Genomic DNA, 14,654 nt, shown 5'->3' on the forward strand with positions numbered 1-14,654 from the left:
CAATGAGAATTACAGTTAGCGTTCTTGCGTGTGCGCTTACCTTCACCGCGTCTGCGGCAGCCGCGCAGACGGTACCGCTTACGACCGCTGCAACGACGTCTGGGACGCTTCGTGCCGGAACCTCGGTTCCGCTAAAGATGGCCGAAGGGCTGACCACGAAGGGCAAGAAGCTCAAGGTCGGGCAACGCTTTCAGATGGAGACCGCGGAGGCTGTCACGATCGACGGCAACATCGTGATCCCGGCAGGCAGCCCCGCAACGGGTGAGATCACCGAAGTCAGGAACAAGGGCATGTGGGGCAAGTCCGGCCGCATCAACGGCCGCGTCCTGTACGTGCGTGCGAATGGTCGCCAGATCCGTATGAGCGGGTCGATCGACGATAAGGGGAAGACCGGGACTGCCGGCGTCGTCGGTGCCGCGGTTCTAATCCCGGTCGCGGGCTTCTTCATGACCGGAACGAGCGCTGACATTCCTCTTGGCTCGCCGGTGACCGCCTTTATCGACGAGGACGTTTCGGTTGCCGTCGTCCCGGCAAGCGCGCCGATGGTCGTCACCGCGCCGGCGAAAAACTGACGTAGTGAGCGCGGGTGTGATCGCCCGCGCTCATCTAGCTTCAGACCGGCTTGGCGCCAGCAGTGCCACATTTCGCGAACTTGCCATTCGCGCTCTTGCACCGGACGGTCTTAGCCGGCGCCTTCGGGCACTTAGTGAAGCGCCCCTTGGCGTCCTTGCACGGCGCAGCCATCGATGGCGCCCCGACGAGCAGGGATAACGAAGCGGCAGCGAACAGCAGTTTACGCATCTAGCATTCTCCTGCCCGAGAACCGGGCGGATGAAACTGCGTTGCTCGTCGTCGGCCGTCAATCCGGTATGACCGGAACGCGATGGCTACTCGACAACCGGCGCGAGGAGCTTTGTCGGTTGTGCGTCCGGTCGACTTGGGTCTCTCAACAGTTCGACAAGCCCTTGGCCTTCGAAGATGAACGGGGGAACGCGCCGGTCTGGCAGCGAAACCCGAACCCTAGTCAACGCGCTTGTCCGCAGAGTTCGCAGTCCACCAACTAGCGCGGCTAGCGTGCCATCGCCGATGATGACGGTCTCACCCTGCCGGCGCTCGACAGCGACTGCGTTTTCGTTCCACAGCGGCATATTTTTCCCCAATTCCCGGAAATTTGGTCTGATCGGAGACTATTCGAAGCATTACCAGGATGGTTTTAATTCGTGCTGATCTGCAGCAGCTTCTTCACGTCATGCTTACGGAATGACATCTGCAGGGAGTAATTTATGTCAATTACCTGGGGTCTAACCTGAGTTGTGAACCGTTAAAGGAGTGACGGGAGAACTCGGATGGTAGTTGTTTTTAATACCGAATCATTCCAAACGGCTGCTGCAAAAGGGTGTGTCATGCTCGACGGGGCAGGAATTGCCTTAACTTCGGCGCCGGCCGCTGCGTTGCAACTCGCGGACCAGCTCACAGAATCTTCTGCTGCCGCCCTTGGCCAGCAGGCGATGCTAGCAGCTGGTGAAAGGTTGAATCCTGACTGACCGCTTATCGAACCTTGGGCGAGGCACGGCTAGTTCGTGGCTCGTCCGTTCGCTATAAATCATACTGGAAGCGTCCGTTTATATCGTTGAGCCGTTAGGCTGGGGATTGGACTGCATATGAACTCTAAATCTACCTCGCCCGTAAGTGTGTTCTCGGCTCAAGAGGGATTAGTCCATGTCGAGATTTGGCCGTCGTCGCTCACTATGTCAGCAGAAGACGCCGTTATTATGGCTGACGACATCACTGACGCCGCTGCGGAAGCCAGAGGGCAGCGAATTATGGCCGATGCTCAACGAAACGTGAAGCCGACGTAATATAGGGGTCACACCGCACGCCTCTAAGTTCAGAGATATGGCGTTCGTAACCGATGGCTAATTGCGATCTGAACAGCTGAGCGCATCGCCTTCGCTGTCCCCCGCTTACCAGAGTTCGACTTTCGTGCGGCCTCCATAGCAACGACCTCATCCACCGTTAATGGGCGCCCAAAGGTACGCTCGAGATGCGACTGGACCCTACTAGGTTTCATTACGTCTATAACAATATCAGGCGAACGTTCCATAACATATGGTCGACGGATGACTTTGCGCCCACGGAAAGGCTACGATTGCATCGCCTGAGTTTCCCAATGCGCCGGGTCGGTCGCAACCGTTTGCCCGGATCGATCGATCGCGCATAAGCTCGGGTCATGGCAACACCACCATTGCATCCCGACGTAATCGAATACCTCGATGACCGGAGCCTCGTCGAAGCATACGCAGAGGCGAAAGCTGAGCCGCTCGATCCGATGGTCGACCGAATTCTTGCTGAAATTGAACGTCGCGACCTCAATATCTGATGGCTCGTGCTGGACGGATGAATGCTCGAGAAGTTTGGATACAAGCCGGAGCGATTCTCGCGATGCATGGCGAGATGACAACGGACTATATTATCGACCAGATGACTGACGCATTGGGCGATCGCATCGCGGTCGAGGACTGGCGCCGTCTCGCCGCAGCGGTCGACGCAATCACCAACACCGCGGTTCAATAGGCAACTTCTCGTTTCAACTAACGCTCGGGCACTTTCTATCCACGCAATCTACCGACAGACTGAGCCGTCCCACGTTCCCTTGGCGAGCTATTGCTGCGTCTCATCCGACGCGACTGCGCCCATCGTCATCGCCAGCAGCGACGCGCCGCGTTGTTCGTGATCGAGCTTCAACAGGCGGACCCAGTGCGCGATGTGCTTGCCTGCCGCGTCGACGCCTTTGCGCTGCAACTGCGGGGTTGTCAGGTTTGTGTCGTTCTGGATTACCGACGCGATCGACAGGGCGAAGAAGTCGATGATGTCGTCGGCGATCAGTTCCTGATTGGCTGAGTTTGCCGCCAGATACTGCATCACGATAGGCATGATCTCTTGGAACAGGTCGATCTTGGCTTGGTCATCTATCTTCATGATGTCCGCGGGCATGCTGGCGTCCTCCGTTCGTGACATGTATCGTTCGAGGCCGGGAAGCGAAAGGCGGGGCCGATTGGTCTCGCCAGTATCGGAGCCGTCATGAACCACCCTCGAGAATGGTTTCAGCCCAAGGTGGTAGGCATCGGGTGGACGCCTCGAACCTGGGAGGGCTGGGCGATCATCGTTTCTGTGATCGCGATCGGCGCCGCAATCGGGCGGATCAACAGCTGAACCATCGACGTGCAACTGAGGCATATTGCGTGGAGTGACGAACCGGGCTTACGCTTCCGCGATGGAAAACACCGCACCGTCGCTCGACCTGTTCACCCGCCTCGAGATCGCCTTGGAGGAACGCAACGAAGCCGCGGACGCCTTCGATATGTTCAAGCAGGATGCCGTGATGGCACATGCGCCGGCACCCGGAGACGAGCCGACCATAACCAGCGACGACGCAGCGGATGCAGCGGCCGAGGAAGTCGACGAGTTCAGCGCCGAAGTCCGGGGCCTGCTGAATGATGCATCCGACACGGATCTAACCACAGCCTACGAGCAGTCGGGCGGCGAGGTTGGGCATCCGGTAGCCGAAGCGCTGCTTGGCGAGATCAAGCGTCGCAGCCTCGGGATCTGATCGATGTGTAATCGCGCCCGGTTCGACGGCGAGCCCGAGACCATCACCGAACGGTTCGGTGCGGAATGGCTTGTCGGCAAGCCGATGGACAACCGGTTCGACCCGAAGGAACTGCGCCCGTTCGGTCGGGCGTACGTCGTGCGGAACGAAGGCGACCGCCGCGGACTCGATGTGATGGAATGGGACGTCCTGGCGGGGCAGGCGAAGCAGGCGGGTCGCAAGGTTGCGCAGACCAACGTGCGCACGCTGCATCTCCCGCAATGGCGTTCGCTCGTCACTGATCCGGCGAACCGCTGTCTGATCCCGCTTACGGAATTCTGCGAATGGGCCCGCGAGCCGACCGACCTCGGCGATGGCAAGAAGCCAATTAAGGGGGAGATGTGGTTCGGGGTAACCGATCAGCCCGTGTTCGCGATTGCGGGTTTCTGGCGGCAGGTCGGAGAGCAGCGCTATTTCGCGATGGTCACCTGCGACGCGAACGAGCTGGTGGCTCCAATCCATCCGAAGGCGATGATTACGATCCTACGGCCGGACGATCATGAGCGGTGGCTGACCGGCAGCTATGACGACGTCCTGTCCTTGCAGCGGCCATACCCGGCCGATCGGATGACGGTACGCGGGCCAGTGTTTCCCACGCGTACGCCGACGCCTCGGTTAATCTAAGCACGGTCATCTTGGTCCAGCTCAGGTTTTAGCCAGACCGGCTTTGCCAGGTCGACCCCCACCCCCGTGTCGCTGGGTTCGAACCGGATCGTCTAGCGGGGATGCCATTCCGACGAAACTTCGATCGCGAGAAGCTGGCCTGACCCAAAATGGGCGAGGAAATCTGCCGCAGCAGCGCAATAGATAATACAGTATAGTGGGCGGATTTAGCGAGAACGGCAATACGCCCCTTACCGAGTTACAGTAGGGCAGAGGCTCCGTTCAGCGTAAGGCTAAGTGCGAAAATCCATATTGGCACCAACGCGACAAGCACGATGAAGGCTACAAAATATTCCATTTCCCCGTCATCACCAGCGACACGCCGCCCCATATTGCGCGCATCGTCAAGGACTAAGTCGCCATTGAATGCTGCGAAGACCAGCGTCAGGCCAATCCACACGGTTCGAAGCGCGTTGTCATGGTTATGATCGCTTATGATGCCTTGGCTGCGGCAGAGCGATATAATAACTGAGCCGGCGATTGTTGCGACGATTAGGGATCCAAACGACCCTGCGGACCAAGATGACTTCCGCATCGCTCTGCTGATAGAAGCGGCTATTACAGAAAACAAGGTAAACCATGACAGCACCAATAGCGGCAAATGCGTTATTGCATGCGGTGTGATTGTCTTTGATGAAATTTCATTAGAGAAACCTGCGTTAATCTGCGGAAACCAGGCGCCTCTGATGGCAATAAAAGCGGCTATTCCGCCGATAACGTTGCCTGTAACTTGAACCGGAGATTTGGCGAACTCATCGACAACTCGCCGCAGCCATGTCTTTTGTTCCACTAAGTCGCCCCATTTGTTAACCGATTTTACGCTAGTATAATATTACACCAATTTTATTAACTTGCAGGCATCTTTCGCCTTAACGTGTCCCTTCGCTTTGCACGAAGGCTAGGCGCTTCTGCGTTATTAGCAATCAACCAGCTCGAACGGCGGGCACCTGAGCGATGTCGGTCGTCCAGGCAGGCGACCGCATCTCCGACCGCATCTTCCACTCGCGCTTGAACCCTTGCGACGCCGTCACCGCTGTCCATGTGCCGAACTTGCCATTGATCGCGTCGAGTGCCCCCATCAGTCGATCGCGCTTGGCTGTATCCTCCTCAAATAGCGTGCGCGGACGCTCGTCCTGGGGAAGCAGATCGTCGAGCATGATGCCGGCCTTGGTGTAGGCGTACCCATCGCGCCACGCCTTCTCCGCGCCGCGTCTGGCGGCCGCAATCAGTTCGAGGCTGTCGTTCGTCATCGGATGCAGCGTCACCATGCGCGACCCGCCGTACTGCGGCCGGTCGGGTTTGTGCTTGTTGGTATGGAAGAACGTCGTCAGCCGGGCGGCGACCAGCCCGTGCGATCGCAGCTTCTCCCCGGCGCGCAGCGCGTATTGCGACAGAGCCCCCATCATCCGCTCAAAGTCGCAGATGGGCGTCCCGAACGACCGGGTGACGGCCATGCCTTTCCGCCGCGGCTCGACCGCCTCCACAGCATTCGACGGGACGCCGCGTAGCTCGGCAACCAGTCGCTCGAGCACGACGGTCCCGACGGCGCGGGCCTGCTTCATCGGCATGTCTCGTAACGCGCCGGCGGTATGAATACCAAGATCAGTCAGCTTGCGCGCAGTCGCACCGCCGACGCCCCACACGTCGCCGACCGCGAACCCTTCGGCTTCGGGGACAAGCCAGTGGCGGCCGTCGACATAGCGCAGACGCTTCAGGGTCCGCTCACCGTGCACTAGGGCGACGACGATGGCACCCGTCCTTGGCGCCTTGGCCCGGTTCACGACGAGCAGATCGCCGTCGATGATCCCGGCGCCTGCCATGGACCGCCCCTCTACGCGCATGACATAGCTGGCAGCTGGATGCTCGATGAGCCACGCGCTCAAGTCGATCGGCTCCTGCATGTCGTCCTGCGCAGGCGACGGGAACCCTGCCGGCGTGTGGACGAGGAAGAACGGCACCTCACACGGCACTAGTTCGAACGGGACGTCGTGAAGTCGCAGCGCATCGTCCCGACGGTTCAGCGAGACAACGACCGGGCGGCCTGAGTTGGTCGAGCGCATGATCTATAGGATCGCGGCAAAGAGGAGTTGGTCGTGCTGCGCAGCCAGAACCGACCGCGCATCCTGGGCAGCGCCGACGGCCTGTCGGTACTCCACCGTTCCGAACCGTTCGGCCTCGTCGAAGCTGAATTGTACGGCATCAACAGGTGGATAGACGTTGTCGTATATCACGCGGGCAGCCGCTCTCAGCCGCAGATCGTGCTGCATTTCGTTGCTCCGTCAATATCGAGTCGCCGGTCGTGGCCTGTCCCTAGCTAGGCGCGATCCCCGTTGATTCGCAAGAACATTGCAAGAACATCAATCTGATGCGATTGGCAGGTCACTGATTCGAGGGACGCGAGAATGACAGATCATGACGAGCCAAAGCCAGCGTTTGGTCAGTGGCTTATGGCGCAGAAAGACCGAAGCGATCTCGTTGGCCAGTTGGCGGCCGGTGCGGTCATCGATCGGCGGTTTCCCCGCAACGGAGATCCGGAGGCCGTGCGCAAACATCTCAGCGCCATGCAGGCTGAGGGCGACATGTTCGCCGCGGTCGACGACGCCGAGTCCGATTGGTTGTCGGCTTGATGCAGGACGGGTGCCAGCGGTTGAGGAAATTGCAAGCGCCCTCGCTGAGATGCATCATGAGCTCCAAGCCGTCGAAAGCGAAAGCCCGAAGATACAGGCAAAACTGGCTTCGCTGCAGGAGCGCGAGATGCTACTTGAAGGCCGATTGCGGGAGAACGGTCAGCGCATGGCTGCCCGCATTCGCGAGAACGAACTCTTCGCTAAGCAGCGCGACGATTTTATTGTCCAAGCCCGGACGGTAGGCAAGATCACGCAGTATCTGAGCACGACAACCCGTAGCGCCGACAATTCAACGCTGCTGCGAGAGATCGAAGAGGCGCGCGCCCGCGTCGCCATACTTACGGCCGAGGTTGGCGCAAACGACTCCCAGGAGCGACTTGAAACCTATCTCAACATCATTGGCCGGATGATGACGGACTATTCGGATGCGCTCGACCTCGAGCATCGTGGCAGCCAACTCCGGCTCGATATCCGCAAGCTCACGGTAATTGCTGACACGATCGACGGACCGGTACCGCTGCAACGGATGGGCAGCGGCGAGAACTGGGTCGGCTATCACGTCCTTACTCATCTCGCGCTTCATAAATGGTTCCGCCAAAAGTCGCGGCCTGTTCCCAGCTTCTTAATTCTCGACCAGCCTTCCCAGGCACATTATCCGCCGGATAAGGATACCGGCGACGGGTCAATCACGTCGCTGGCGGACGAGGACCAGACGGCGGTGCAGAAGCTGTTCTCGCTAATTGCCGAGGTGGCCCGCGAGATCGCGCCCTCGCTTCAGGTTATCCTGCTCGACCATGCCGACCTTAAAGAGGACTGGTTCGATGCAGCCGTGATCGAACGTTGGCGACACGGTCGCAAGTTGGTGCCACTCGACTGGATCGATCAATGACGCGCGACATAGTGTGCGCTGAGGTGTCTAACCTACGGCGTGCAGGCTACGGCGTTCTGGGGCGTCCCGCGCTTGATGGCTAACCGAAGCGCGGGCTCGTCCTGAAGATGCGAGTCGATGTCTTGCCGGATCGGGTGCTCGTTCACTTCAAGGACGGAGCGAGCGAGCAGTTAAAGGTCGTGATCGTTAGCTAAGTCGTCGATGATGACAGACCGGGAGGTTTGGGTGGAGGCCGAAGCCATACTTCCCAAGCCACATTGAACTGGCTTGACCGTGCGGGAAGGCCACGAACGTCTACGGACACCTATAATCCGCTCAAGGTACTATCCAGCGTCCGTAGCCGTTCGCGCGAGACGCGGAGTCCCTTTTTCCAACCCATTTCGGACCAGCTTCTGGACAATATGCGGAAAACCGCAGGCTAGACGCGTACGCTGTTACAGGGTCGAGGCCTGTAACATGACCTGTAACGCGGAAACCCGCAGAAATCCGCCATAGTTACAGCGTTACAGGTGTTACAGGAGTCTAATAGGCAGTGGTGGGTTGATGGGGTGAGATACGACCATGGCAGAGGCCGTCGGTGGCATTCCGTGGGAGCCGTGACGCGACAGACTATGGCCGGCGACCTGTAACATGTAACACCTGTAACAATGGCGGATTTCTGGGGTTTTTGCCGTTACAGGCTGGTGGAGATTTCCGCAAAACAGGCTGTAATCCGGTGTGGGATGGAGAAAGCCATGCCTTTCGCCAGCTTTTCGGAAGTTTAGGCGCGTTCACGGAATGGCCGGAATGGGACGGTCAGCGGGCCTTCGTGCTTCGCGACTGTATCCGATGTTTAAGCCGTCCAAGCACCAAGCCGATCGGGATGGGGACGATGACGAGTGCGATGATGGATACAGGCGAAGACCAATCCCGCGCCCTTGCGAGCACTAGAATTAGGTAAGCGAGCAGTGCGCCTAATGCGTGGAAGCCGTAGTCGTATCGGTCGGGCTGTCGTCCTCGCATAACCCATCATGGCCCGGTCACCGAATGTCCGCAACTGGGGCGTGAGCGGAATGGCCGGAATGGGCAGGAAAGCGGACGGTCCGCTATTGGGAAGGCAGATGGCGTTAGCGGACGTCGCCTGACGCTGCGGCCTTTCTAAAAGGATCGAATTTTGGAATGTCCGGGTTAGGAAGAAGGCGGGCGCCCCCTTTACGAAGTTAGTCTCGCCAACCTACTCTAGAATAGTCGAGCAGTTTGCGCACGACCGCTGCCGGCACCAGAACGGTTCTTCCATTAAGTCTCGCCCGGACCGGCGCAGGGGTATCCTGCCAGTCTGGATACTCTAGGAGAAGGGGGCTACGATCCCTTTCCCCTTCTACAAAGACGACGATCCGAGCCTCAAATATCGCTGATCTTGCATCAGCTTCTGGCAAATTCGGATCACAAATGCCGGCCATCGCCAAGCGCCAGAATTGTCGAACCATCGAGGCGCTACCTCCATGATCAATGATTTCATCAGGCGATGGAAAGACGCGGCGTTGAATGGTGATGGGAAATACGCGGACCTGGATTTGATCTCGGGGGAGCCAGATGCACATATCGTAGATGACGCCCTATCAATGGAAGGCGCTGATCCGCTGGTCCCCGTAACAAGGGTCACAGCAGCGAATACGGTAATCCAGCTTCCTAACATCGCCTGCCACTCCGATCCTTTCCTACGGCTGTACACCAAGGGCGAATGTCAGCAATCGGCCGCTTGCTACCGATACGTCTTCCCGAAATGGCCTGTTGGAGACGGAGAAACGGGAAGATGCGCTTAACGAACGGTCGTTATCGGGAGCCTTGATCGCCAGCCTGAAAGTCCGGGTGTGGGCGTTAGCGGAATGGCCGGTATGAGAAGGACAGCAGACGGGCCTTTCGGGGTCGCACTCCGAGAAACCTGCCATCGAATGCGCCCGCCAAACGCATCAGATTTTTGCATCGGCGGATACCCAGCTTTCCTGCCGTTCTCTAGCCAATGCAAAATCGGTGATTTTGCATCAGGTGGACTGTCTGCATGTCGGCTGGCGCTTTTGCAGCACGGTCGTAAGTTGCTTCGTTCTAGGAGTAGCAGATGAATAACAAAGCATCAGCATGGGCTCGCGCAAGCGCGGGGATTGCCATAGCCGCCGCAGCGATCAGCGCTCATGCGCAGTTTGTCCCGTCCGCTGGATACAGCGGTAACGGATCACGACCGAGTGTCGCGGTGCCATCAGATCCCAGCGCGCCGGCACTAACCCGCATTCCTGATAGCACGGTATCAAACGTATTCCGTGTCGATCCAGCTTACAAGCGCGGCTTGGCTGTAGGCCATGCCAAGGTTGTTGGCGCATATGCGATAGCCGAAACGAGCAAAGCGCATGTCGTAGCGGCATGGTCTTCAGGTTTTCTGCCCGTCACTATCTCATTGAGTGATGGTCGCTGCTACGTACTTCAAGCTGATTATGAAGGAGGCACGCTCTCTAATGGCCGGTTGAGCAAAACAGGATGTGAGGGGCCGCGAAAGTTTTATGAACCGGCCGTTCCTCCGCCACCCCCGGCCGCTCACTACGGTTCATAGGGGCGGCATGGGGCTTCGGTGCGTGGGTCGATGATCGAGCAAAGGTCACCATCGTTACCGCGCCGGGAGCAGCAACCTTCAAACCTCTTTTCACGGCCCAAATGACATCCAGCACCATCATGGCAATGAACAGCCCTGACGCCCCTGGTGGCAATGTAACGTTGGTCGGCAGAATCAAAGGTCGGCTGACGGTCGTGACACTGGAAGTAGGGTACTAACGCTGATGCAAAACTTTTCATTTTGCATCATTCCATTGCCGAGTTTGGCTCCATCGTGATGAACAGACGTCCGCTTTAGAGACCGCGAGCTGCCCACCGGAACGTCTGACTCTGGGCGTTTAGACTGCGCCCTGATCGGGCTTCGACTAGGCAGATCTTCCCGGGGCAGATCGCGGCAGCGTCTCAACGTCGCGGGCGATCACACGCTGTAACCCGTATTCCCGATTATACCGCCGAGCCTTCTGCTCAACCGTCCATCCTGGCACCAACCGCATCGCGCGGCCGAGCATCTGCGCGGTCTGCTGGTTGTATAGCCCGCGGTCCTTTTTAAGACATTCGACCCAGATCTCGATCAAACATGTCTCGTTCCGAACGATGGCTTTGCCGTCAGCGTCTCGGTCGTCATCAACGTTGCCGCTGGTTATCGGCGTATCAAGCCATGCACCGATCTGACCCGCCTGCGCCTCATCTGCGCTTTCCACCTGCGCTGACTCCTGATGCTGAACTGCGATCGCCTGTGCAGCCGCGTCGGTCAGATAGAGCGGCAAGTCCCCGAACGGCTGCGCCGCGCGCATGGCGCGGTAGAGCACGACAGCTTCCGCCCAAAGCTGGTCGACTTCAGCCCGCAGCCGATCAATATCGATCGTCTCGACGTGGCAGCCAATGGGCCAGAAACGACGGTTGCCGGTATCGTCCTTCAGGAATTTGAAGTCGTTGGTCGAGCCGCAAAATATCGATTGCCGGCGATATTCCTGAGCGCGTTTGGCATATGCCAGCCGCACTTTGTCCGTCTGCCTGCTGACGAAGCCTTTGATGTGTCGGACGTCGGCGCGGGTACCCACCATGCATACCGTTATCACCGCTCGCCCGCCCGCACCGTACATGGGCGGCAAGCGCAACCTCGCAACGCGCCTGTGCGCGCTGATCGATGCCACCCCGCACAAAGCCTATATCGAGCCCTTCGTCGGCATGGGTGGCGTCTTCCTTCGCCGGTCGCGCCGCCCTTCGGTCGAGATCATCAACGACCTGTCTGGCGACGTCGCAAACCTGTTTCGCATCGTACGCCGGCATTACGAGCCGTTCGTCCAGGAGCTTTGCTGGCTGATCGCTAGCCGGGCCGAGTTCGATCGGCAGAAGGCAACGGATCCGAATACGCTTACCGACATCGAGCGTGCCGTCCGCTTCCTCTACCTCCAGCGACAAGCATTCGGTGGTCGGGTCGTCGGCCGCACCTACGGGGTGACGGCGCGGAACCCGTCGAGGTTCAATCTAGGTAAGCTCCGTGCGGAGCTGAAGCTCCTCAACCGACGCCTCGAGCCCGTTCAGATCGAGCAGCTCGGCTACGCAGACGTCATTCGGCGGTACGACCATGCCGACGCGCTGTTCTACCTCGATCCGCCCTATGACGAGACCGCTGGTTACGGCACCGGCTTTGGCCGCGACGATTATCTTGCGATGGCCGCACAGCTGGCGACGATCGCCGGCAAGTTCATCATGTCGATCAACAACACGCCGTTCATTCGTGAGGCGTTCGCTGCTTTCGATATCCAAGAAGTCGATACGTCCTGGTCGCTGGGTATGCAGTCGACCGGTGCACCATCGAAGGTTACCGAGCTGATCATCCGCAACCGGATAGCCTGATCATCTTCGTGCTTTCGAGTAGCTATTCCGGCGCGTGCGCCGGGGTATCAGGTACCCGAAAGCGGGGTATATCGCCTGCTGAAACCCGCGGAAAAGCGTCACTGCGGCGGAGGGTTTCTCCCCGCCGCAGCCACGCGACGACCGATTATTTTGGCGCGCCGGGTTCATCGGCATCCATGGCGTTTTGAACTTCGCGAGAGCGATAAACGATAGCCATGTGATGATCGAGACCTTCGGGGCCAGCATCCATCATTTCTTTAAAACGTTTGGTGAAGCCGGGCAGTACCGGTCCAAGAGTCTCGGCAACAACCACGGCTTGTTCTTCGGTGAGTTGCAAATCGATTCGTGCAAACGTCATGAATAATCTCCTAAATATAATCGCCTCAAGGTAATTGTTTTGTGCGTCACGAAGATCTCAGGGCCGTCAACGGCGGTGCCACTGTGATCCTCGTACGCCGCACTATCCGGAGCCGTCAGTTCTGCGTGATCGTGTAGTGAACAACCCGGCCAATCAACGGTGGCGCCATCGCCCAAATTGCGAACCGTGCGGTTATTGAGCCACCAGGCACTGTGATCGACGTTCTGACAAACGCGCCAACCGTCGCACCATCCATATTGTAGAACAGTACACCGCCCGAGCGCGGGTCAACGTCAACGCGTGCAGCCCCTGCATCGTTCGCGAAGCCAACCTTCATTAAGCCGTTGCCGATGTCGATCGCACCGCTCTCCTGCGCAGCTAGCACCAGAGTCCCGCTGCCTAACACCGTCTTGCCTTCAATCTGCATTCTATGTCTCCCTAACCCGGTCAGATGTAGGGACGAACCGCGTCAGACCAACCGAAATCGGCGGGGAAGCAACCGTTCGCGGTGCCGGTCCTCGTGCTCCCAGTTACGAGGCGGTAGTCGCCCCATTTGATGGCGACGCGCCTAGGCAAGGCAACTTTCTTTAGTATGGTATGGAATATGGACAATCTGTCCCGTTCCATAAAAATACTAGGAATAGTGAGGGATACAGCGATGATGAGGGCGGACACCCTCTCCGCCATTATTTGCTGACATCGCTGGATACATCGCCCTTGCTGGGGCCCCATGTCCGTGCGTGAACTCGCGCTTCGCGTGGCTAAGGCCGCGTGGTTAAAGCTGCAGAAACTCTGCTCTTTCGGCGGTTCGACAAGAATGGGTCGTAGCGCATGCCCCACAGTAACGGGGGAAGCGTGATGAAGACGATGGTACAGGCAGGCGTAAAGGCAGGCATCATGGCAGGGGCCGCGCTGCTCGCGAGTTCGGGATCTGCCGGCGCACAGAATTTCGCCTATTGGCCAGCGCCGGTGACGGCCGCTGCGAGTCCGGCGTTGATGTCGTATTTCCCGATGGGAACGCCGCTGACGCTCCGGTCGCGCACGCGGGTGTCGACCAAGATGAACGCGCCGGGCGACCGTCTCTATTTGGAAGTGGCGGAGAGCCTGTCATACCGCGGCCAAGTCGTGATCCCCGCAGGGTCGGTCGCCGTTGCCGAAGTCGCATCGGTGCAGCGCAACGGGCATTTCGGCAAGAAGGGCAAGCTGGAGATCCGGCTGCTCTATATCGATACGCCCAACGGTCCGGTCCGGTTGAGCGGTCAGGCGAACGACGAGGGGACCAGCGGAACGATCACTTCGGTCGCGACGATCATGTTTGCGTCGGCGCTGGGCTTTCTCGTGCACGGGACGAGCGCGCAATTGCCGCCGGGCACCGTCGTTCGCGCCTATCTCGCGGAAGATCTAAGGTTCGCGGTCCAGCCATGGCAGCAGGTCGCGGCGACGCAGGTCCGTCCCGACATGGCGCCCGCCATGGCCCAGCCCGCGCCAGCGACTTTCGAGCAAGGCGCGCTGACGGGGCAGGCGATCGCATCGGCGCGGCGCTGACATCGGAGCGACCTCGGCTCGATGGCTGATCCTATGCCGGCCGGGGGGGGCGTGATTAAATCCTCCTCCGCCAGGGGGAGGCGCCTAGGGCGACGGAGGGGGAGGGCGTGACACGCGTGAGCGTGACCTCTCTCGTCCGTTTGGCACGCGCGAACTTCCCACCAAGTGCAATGCGCCTGTCTGTCGTCATCGATGCATGAACGGCGCGGCAAACACCGCCAGGTTACGGATCCGCCAAGTATAACGAAGTATAGATGCAGCAACGACCTACGGCGGACAAGCAAACGCCCGGACCGTTGCCGATCCGGGCGCCTGCGTGACGATCGCTCGTCAGCCCCCATTTTTGTGCTTCCGCTCTGCACTTGCGTGCGGCGTAAAAGCAGTCCCCGAACCACGGCCGTTGCCTGTGTCTCAGCGAGGTTTTTGCTAGTTATGTTGCCGGGATTTGTCACGGTGTTTGCGCGTGCTGCGGCACGATTGAAT

At 59.1% G+C, this 14,654-nt stretch carries 17 protein-coding genes; 9 read left to right on the forward strand and 8 right to left on the reverse strand.

Translation table 11 applies throughout. The annotated features are described in order from the left end of the window. The first annotated feature begins 2 nt into the window (after positions 1–2). Positions 3–572 (forward strand): hypothetical protein, encoded by a 570-nt coding sequence (locus tag QP181_RS18995; protein ID WP_333929488.1) that lies wholly within the window; start codon positions 3–5, stop codon positions 570–572. Positions 573–612: 40 nt separating this feature from the next. On the opposite strand, the gene QP181_RS19000 is transcribed toward QP181_RS18995, so the two are convergent. Beyond that, positions 613–801 carry a hypothetical protein gene (locus QP181_RS19000; protein WP_132897256.1) on the reverse strand — a complete coding sequence of 63 codons (189 nt, stop codon included), beginning with the start codon at positions 799–801 and terminating at the stop codon, positions 613–615. A gap of 545 nt (positions 802–1,346) precedes the next feature. Here QP181_RS19000 and QP181_RS19005 point away from each other — a divergent pair. Further along, entirely contained in the window at positions 1,347–1,544 is a 198-nt protein-coding gene (locus tag QP181_RS19005; RefSeq protein ID WP_333929489.1) for a hypothetical protein, read from the forward strand. A gap of 686 nt (positions 1,545–2,230) precedes the next feature. Next, entirely contained in the window at positions 2,231–2,380 is a 150-nt protein-coding gene (locus tag QP181_RS19010; protein ID WP_333929490.1) for a hypothetical protein, read from the forward strand. A 281-nt stretch (positions 2,381–2,661) separates the two neighbouring features. Here QP181_RS19010 and QP181_RS19015 read toward each other — a convergent pair whose 3' ends face one another. Further along, positions 2,662–2,994, reverse strand: a complete 333-nt coding sequence (locus QP181_RS19015; protein WP_333929491.1) for a hypothetical protein — start codon at positions 2,992–2,994, stop codon at positions 2,662–2,664. A gap of 280 nt (positions 2,995–3,274) precedes the next feature. Here QP181_RS19015 and QP181_RS19020 point away from each other — a divergent pair, with 280 nt between their 5' ends. Then, positions 3,275–3,610, forward strand: coding sequence for a hypothetical protein (locus tag QP181_RS19020; protein WP_333929492.1), 336 nt, complete (start codon positions 3,275–3,277; stop codon positions 3,608–3,610). Positions 3,611–3,613: 3 nt separating this feature from the next. Next, a complete protein-coding gene (locus QP181_RS19025; RefSeq protein WP_333929493.1) occupies positions 3,614–4,273 on the forward strand; it encodes an SOS response-associated peptidase family protein in 660 nt (219 codons plus the stop codon). A 238-nt stretch (positions 4,274–4,511) separates the two neighbouring features. Here the strand turns inward: QP181_RS19025 and QP181_RS19030 are convergent, their stop codons facing one another. From QP181_RS19030 to QP181_RS19040, 3 genes are all read right to left on the reverse strand, one after another. Beyond that, positions 4,512–5,102, reverse strand: coding sequence for a hypothetical protein (locus QP181_RS19030; protein WP_333929494.1), 591 nt, complete (start codon positions 5,100–5,102; stop codon positions 4,512–4,514). A 133-nt stretch (positions 5,103–5,235) separates the two neighbouring features. Continuing rightward, entirely contained in the window at positions 5,236–6,372 is a 1,137-nt protein-coding gene (locus tag QP181_RS19035) for a DinB/UmuC family translesion DNA polymerase (protein WP_333929495.1), read from the reverse strand. A 3-nt stretch (positions 6,373–6,375) separates the two neighbouring features. Then, on the reverse strand, positions 6,376–6,579 hold the full coding sequence (locus QP181_RS19040; protein WP_333929496.1) for a hypothetical protein: 204 nt from the start codon (positions 6,577–6,579) through the stop codon (positions 6,376–6,378). Between the two features lie 135 nt (positions 6,580–6,714). On the opposite strand from QP181_RS19040, the gene QP181_RS19045 reads away from it, so the two are divergent. After that, positions 6,715–6,939 (forward strand): YozE family protein, encoded by a 225-nt coding sequence (locus tag QP181_RS19045; protein ID WP_333929497.1) that lies wholly within the window; start codon positions 6,715–6,717, stop codon positions 6,937–6,939. Positions 6,940–6,988: 49 nt separating this feature from the next. Further along, entirely contained in the window at positions 6,989–7,828 is an 840-nt protein-coding gene (locus QP181_RS19050; RefSeq protein ID WP_333929498.1) for a DUF3732 domain-containing protein, read from the forward strand. A gap of 2,945 nt (positions 7,829–10,773) precedes the next feature. Here the strand turns inward: QP181_RS19050 and QP181_RS19055 are convergent. Continuing rightward, positions 10,774–11,472, reverse strand: coding sequence for a VapE domain-containing protein (locus tag QP181_RS19055; RefSeq protein ID WP_333929499.1), 699 nt, complete (start codon positions 11,470–11,472; stop codon positions 10,774–10,776). Here QP181_RS19055 and QP181_RS19060 point away from each other — a divergent pair. After that, on the forward strand, positions 11,471–12,268 hold the full coding sequence (locus QP181_RS19060; protein WP_333929500.1) for a DNA adenine methylase: 798 nt from the start codon (positions 11,471–11,473) through the stop codon (positions 12,266–12,268). The genes QP181_RS19055 and QP181_RS19060 overlap by 2 nt on opposite strands. 145 nt (positions 12,269–12,413) lie before the next feature. Here the strand turns inward: QP181_RS19060 and QP181_RS19065 are convergent, their stop codons facing one another. Next, positions 12,414–12,626, reverse strand: coding sequence for a hypothetical protein (locus QP181_RS19065; RefSeq protein WP_333929501.1), 213 nt, complete (start codon positions 12,624–12,626; stop codon positions 12,414–12,416). A gap of 115 nt (positions 12,627–12,741) precedes the next feature. Further along, the gene (locus QP181_RS19070) at positions 12,742–13,053 is read right to left on the reverse strand and encodes a hypothetical protein (RefSeq protein WP_333929502.1); all 312 of its coding nucleotides are present in this window, start codon (positions 13,051–13,053) and stop codon (positions 12,742–12,744) included. A 431-nt stretch (positions 13,054–13,484) separates the two neighbouring features. Between QP181_RS19070 and QP181_RS19075 the strand changes: the two genes are divergently transcribed. Further along, entirely contained in the window at positions 13,485–14,171 is a 687-nt protein-coding gene (locus QP181_RS19075) for a hypothetical protein (protein WP_132896222.1), read from the forward strand. Positions 14,172–14,654 lie beyond the last annotated feature (483 nt).

The sequence above is a fragment of the Sphingomonas sp. LR55 genome, from assembly GCF_036856015.1.
Taxonomy (GTDB): domain Bacteria; phylum Pseudomonadota; class Alphaproteobacteria; order Sphingomonadales; family Sphingomonadaceae; genus Sphingomonas.

What these genes read in the sequence shown, in the direction of transcription:
- QP181_RS19015 (WP_333929491.1), bottom strand. Translation starts at nt 2,994, where the DNA reads ATGCCCGCGGACATCATGAAGATAGATGACCAAGCCAAGATCGACCTG.
- QP181_RS19025 (WP_333929493.1), top strand. Translation starts at nt 3,614, where the DNA reads ATGTGTAATCGCGCCCGGTTCGACGGCGAGCCCGAGACCATCACCGAA.
- QP181_RS19035 (WP_333929495.1), bottom strand. Translation starts at nt 6,372, where the DNA reads ATGCGCTCGACCAACTCAGGCCGCCCGGTCGTTGTCTCGCTGAACCGT.
- QP181_RS19005 (WP_333929489.1), top strand. Translation starts at nt 1,347, where the DNA reads ATGGTAGTTGTTTTTAATACCGAATCATTCCAAACGGCTGCTGCAAAA.
- QP181_RS18995 (WP_333929488.1), top strand. Translation starts at nt 3, where the DNA reads ATGAGAATTACAGTTAGCGTTCTTGCGTGTGCGCTTACCTTCACCGCG.
- QP181_RS19020 (WP_333929492.1), top strand. Translation starts at nt 3,275, where the DNA reads ATGGAAAACACCGCACCGTCGCTCGACCTGTTCACCCGCCTCGAGATC.
- QP181_RS19050 (WP_333929498.1), top strand. Translation starts at nt 6,989, where the DNA reads ATGCATCATGAGCTCCAAGCCGTCGAAAGCGAAAGCCCGAAGATACAG.
- QP181_RS19065 (WP_333929501.1), bottom strand. Translation starts at nt 12,626, where the DNA reads ATGACGTTTGCACGAATCGATTTGCAACTCACCGAAGAACAAGCCGTG.
- QP181_RS19055 (WP_333929499.1), bottom strand. Translation starts at nt 11,472, where the DNA reads ATGGTGGGTACCCGCGCCGACGTCCGACACATCAAAGGCTTCGTCAGC.
- QP181_RS19000 (WP_132897256.1), bottom strand. Translation starts at nt 801, where the DNA reads ATGCGTAAACTGCTGTTCGCTGCCGCTTCGTTATCCCTGCTCGTCGGG.
- QP181_RS19075 (WP_132896222.1), top strand. Translation starts at nt 13,485, where the DNA reads ATGAAGACGATGGTACAGGCAGGCGTAAAGGCAGGCATCATGGCAGGG.
- QP181_RS19070 (WP_333929502.1), bottom strand. Translation starts at nt 13,053, where the DNA reads ATGCAGATTGAAGGCAAGACGGTGTTAGGCAGCGGGACTCTGGTGCTA.
- QP181_RS19060 (WP_333929500.1), top strand. Translation starts at nt 11,471, where the DNA reads ATGCATACCGTTATCACCGCTCGCCCGCCCGCACCGTACATGGGCGGC.
- QP181_RS19040 (WP_333929496.1), bottom strand. Translation starts at nt 6,579, where the DNA reads ATGCAGCACGATCTGCGGCTGAGAGCGGCTGCCCGCGTGATATACGAC.
- QP181_RS19010 (WP_333929490.1), top strand. Translation starts at nt 2,231, where the DNA reads ATGGCAACACCACCATTGCATCCCGACGTAATCGAATACCTCGATGAC.
- QP181_RS19045 (WP_333929497.1), top strand. Translation starts at nt 6,715, where the DNA reads ATGACAGATCATGACGAGCCAAAGCCAGCGTTTGGTCAGTGGCTTATG.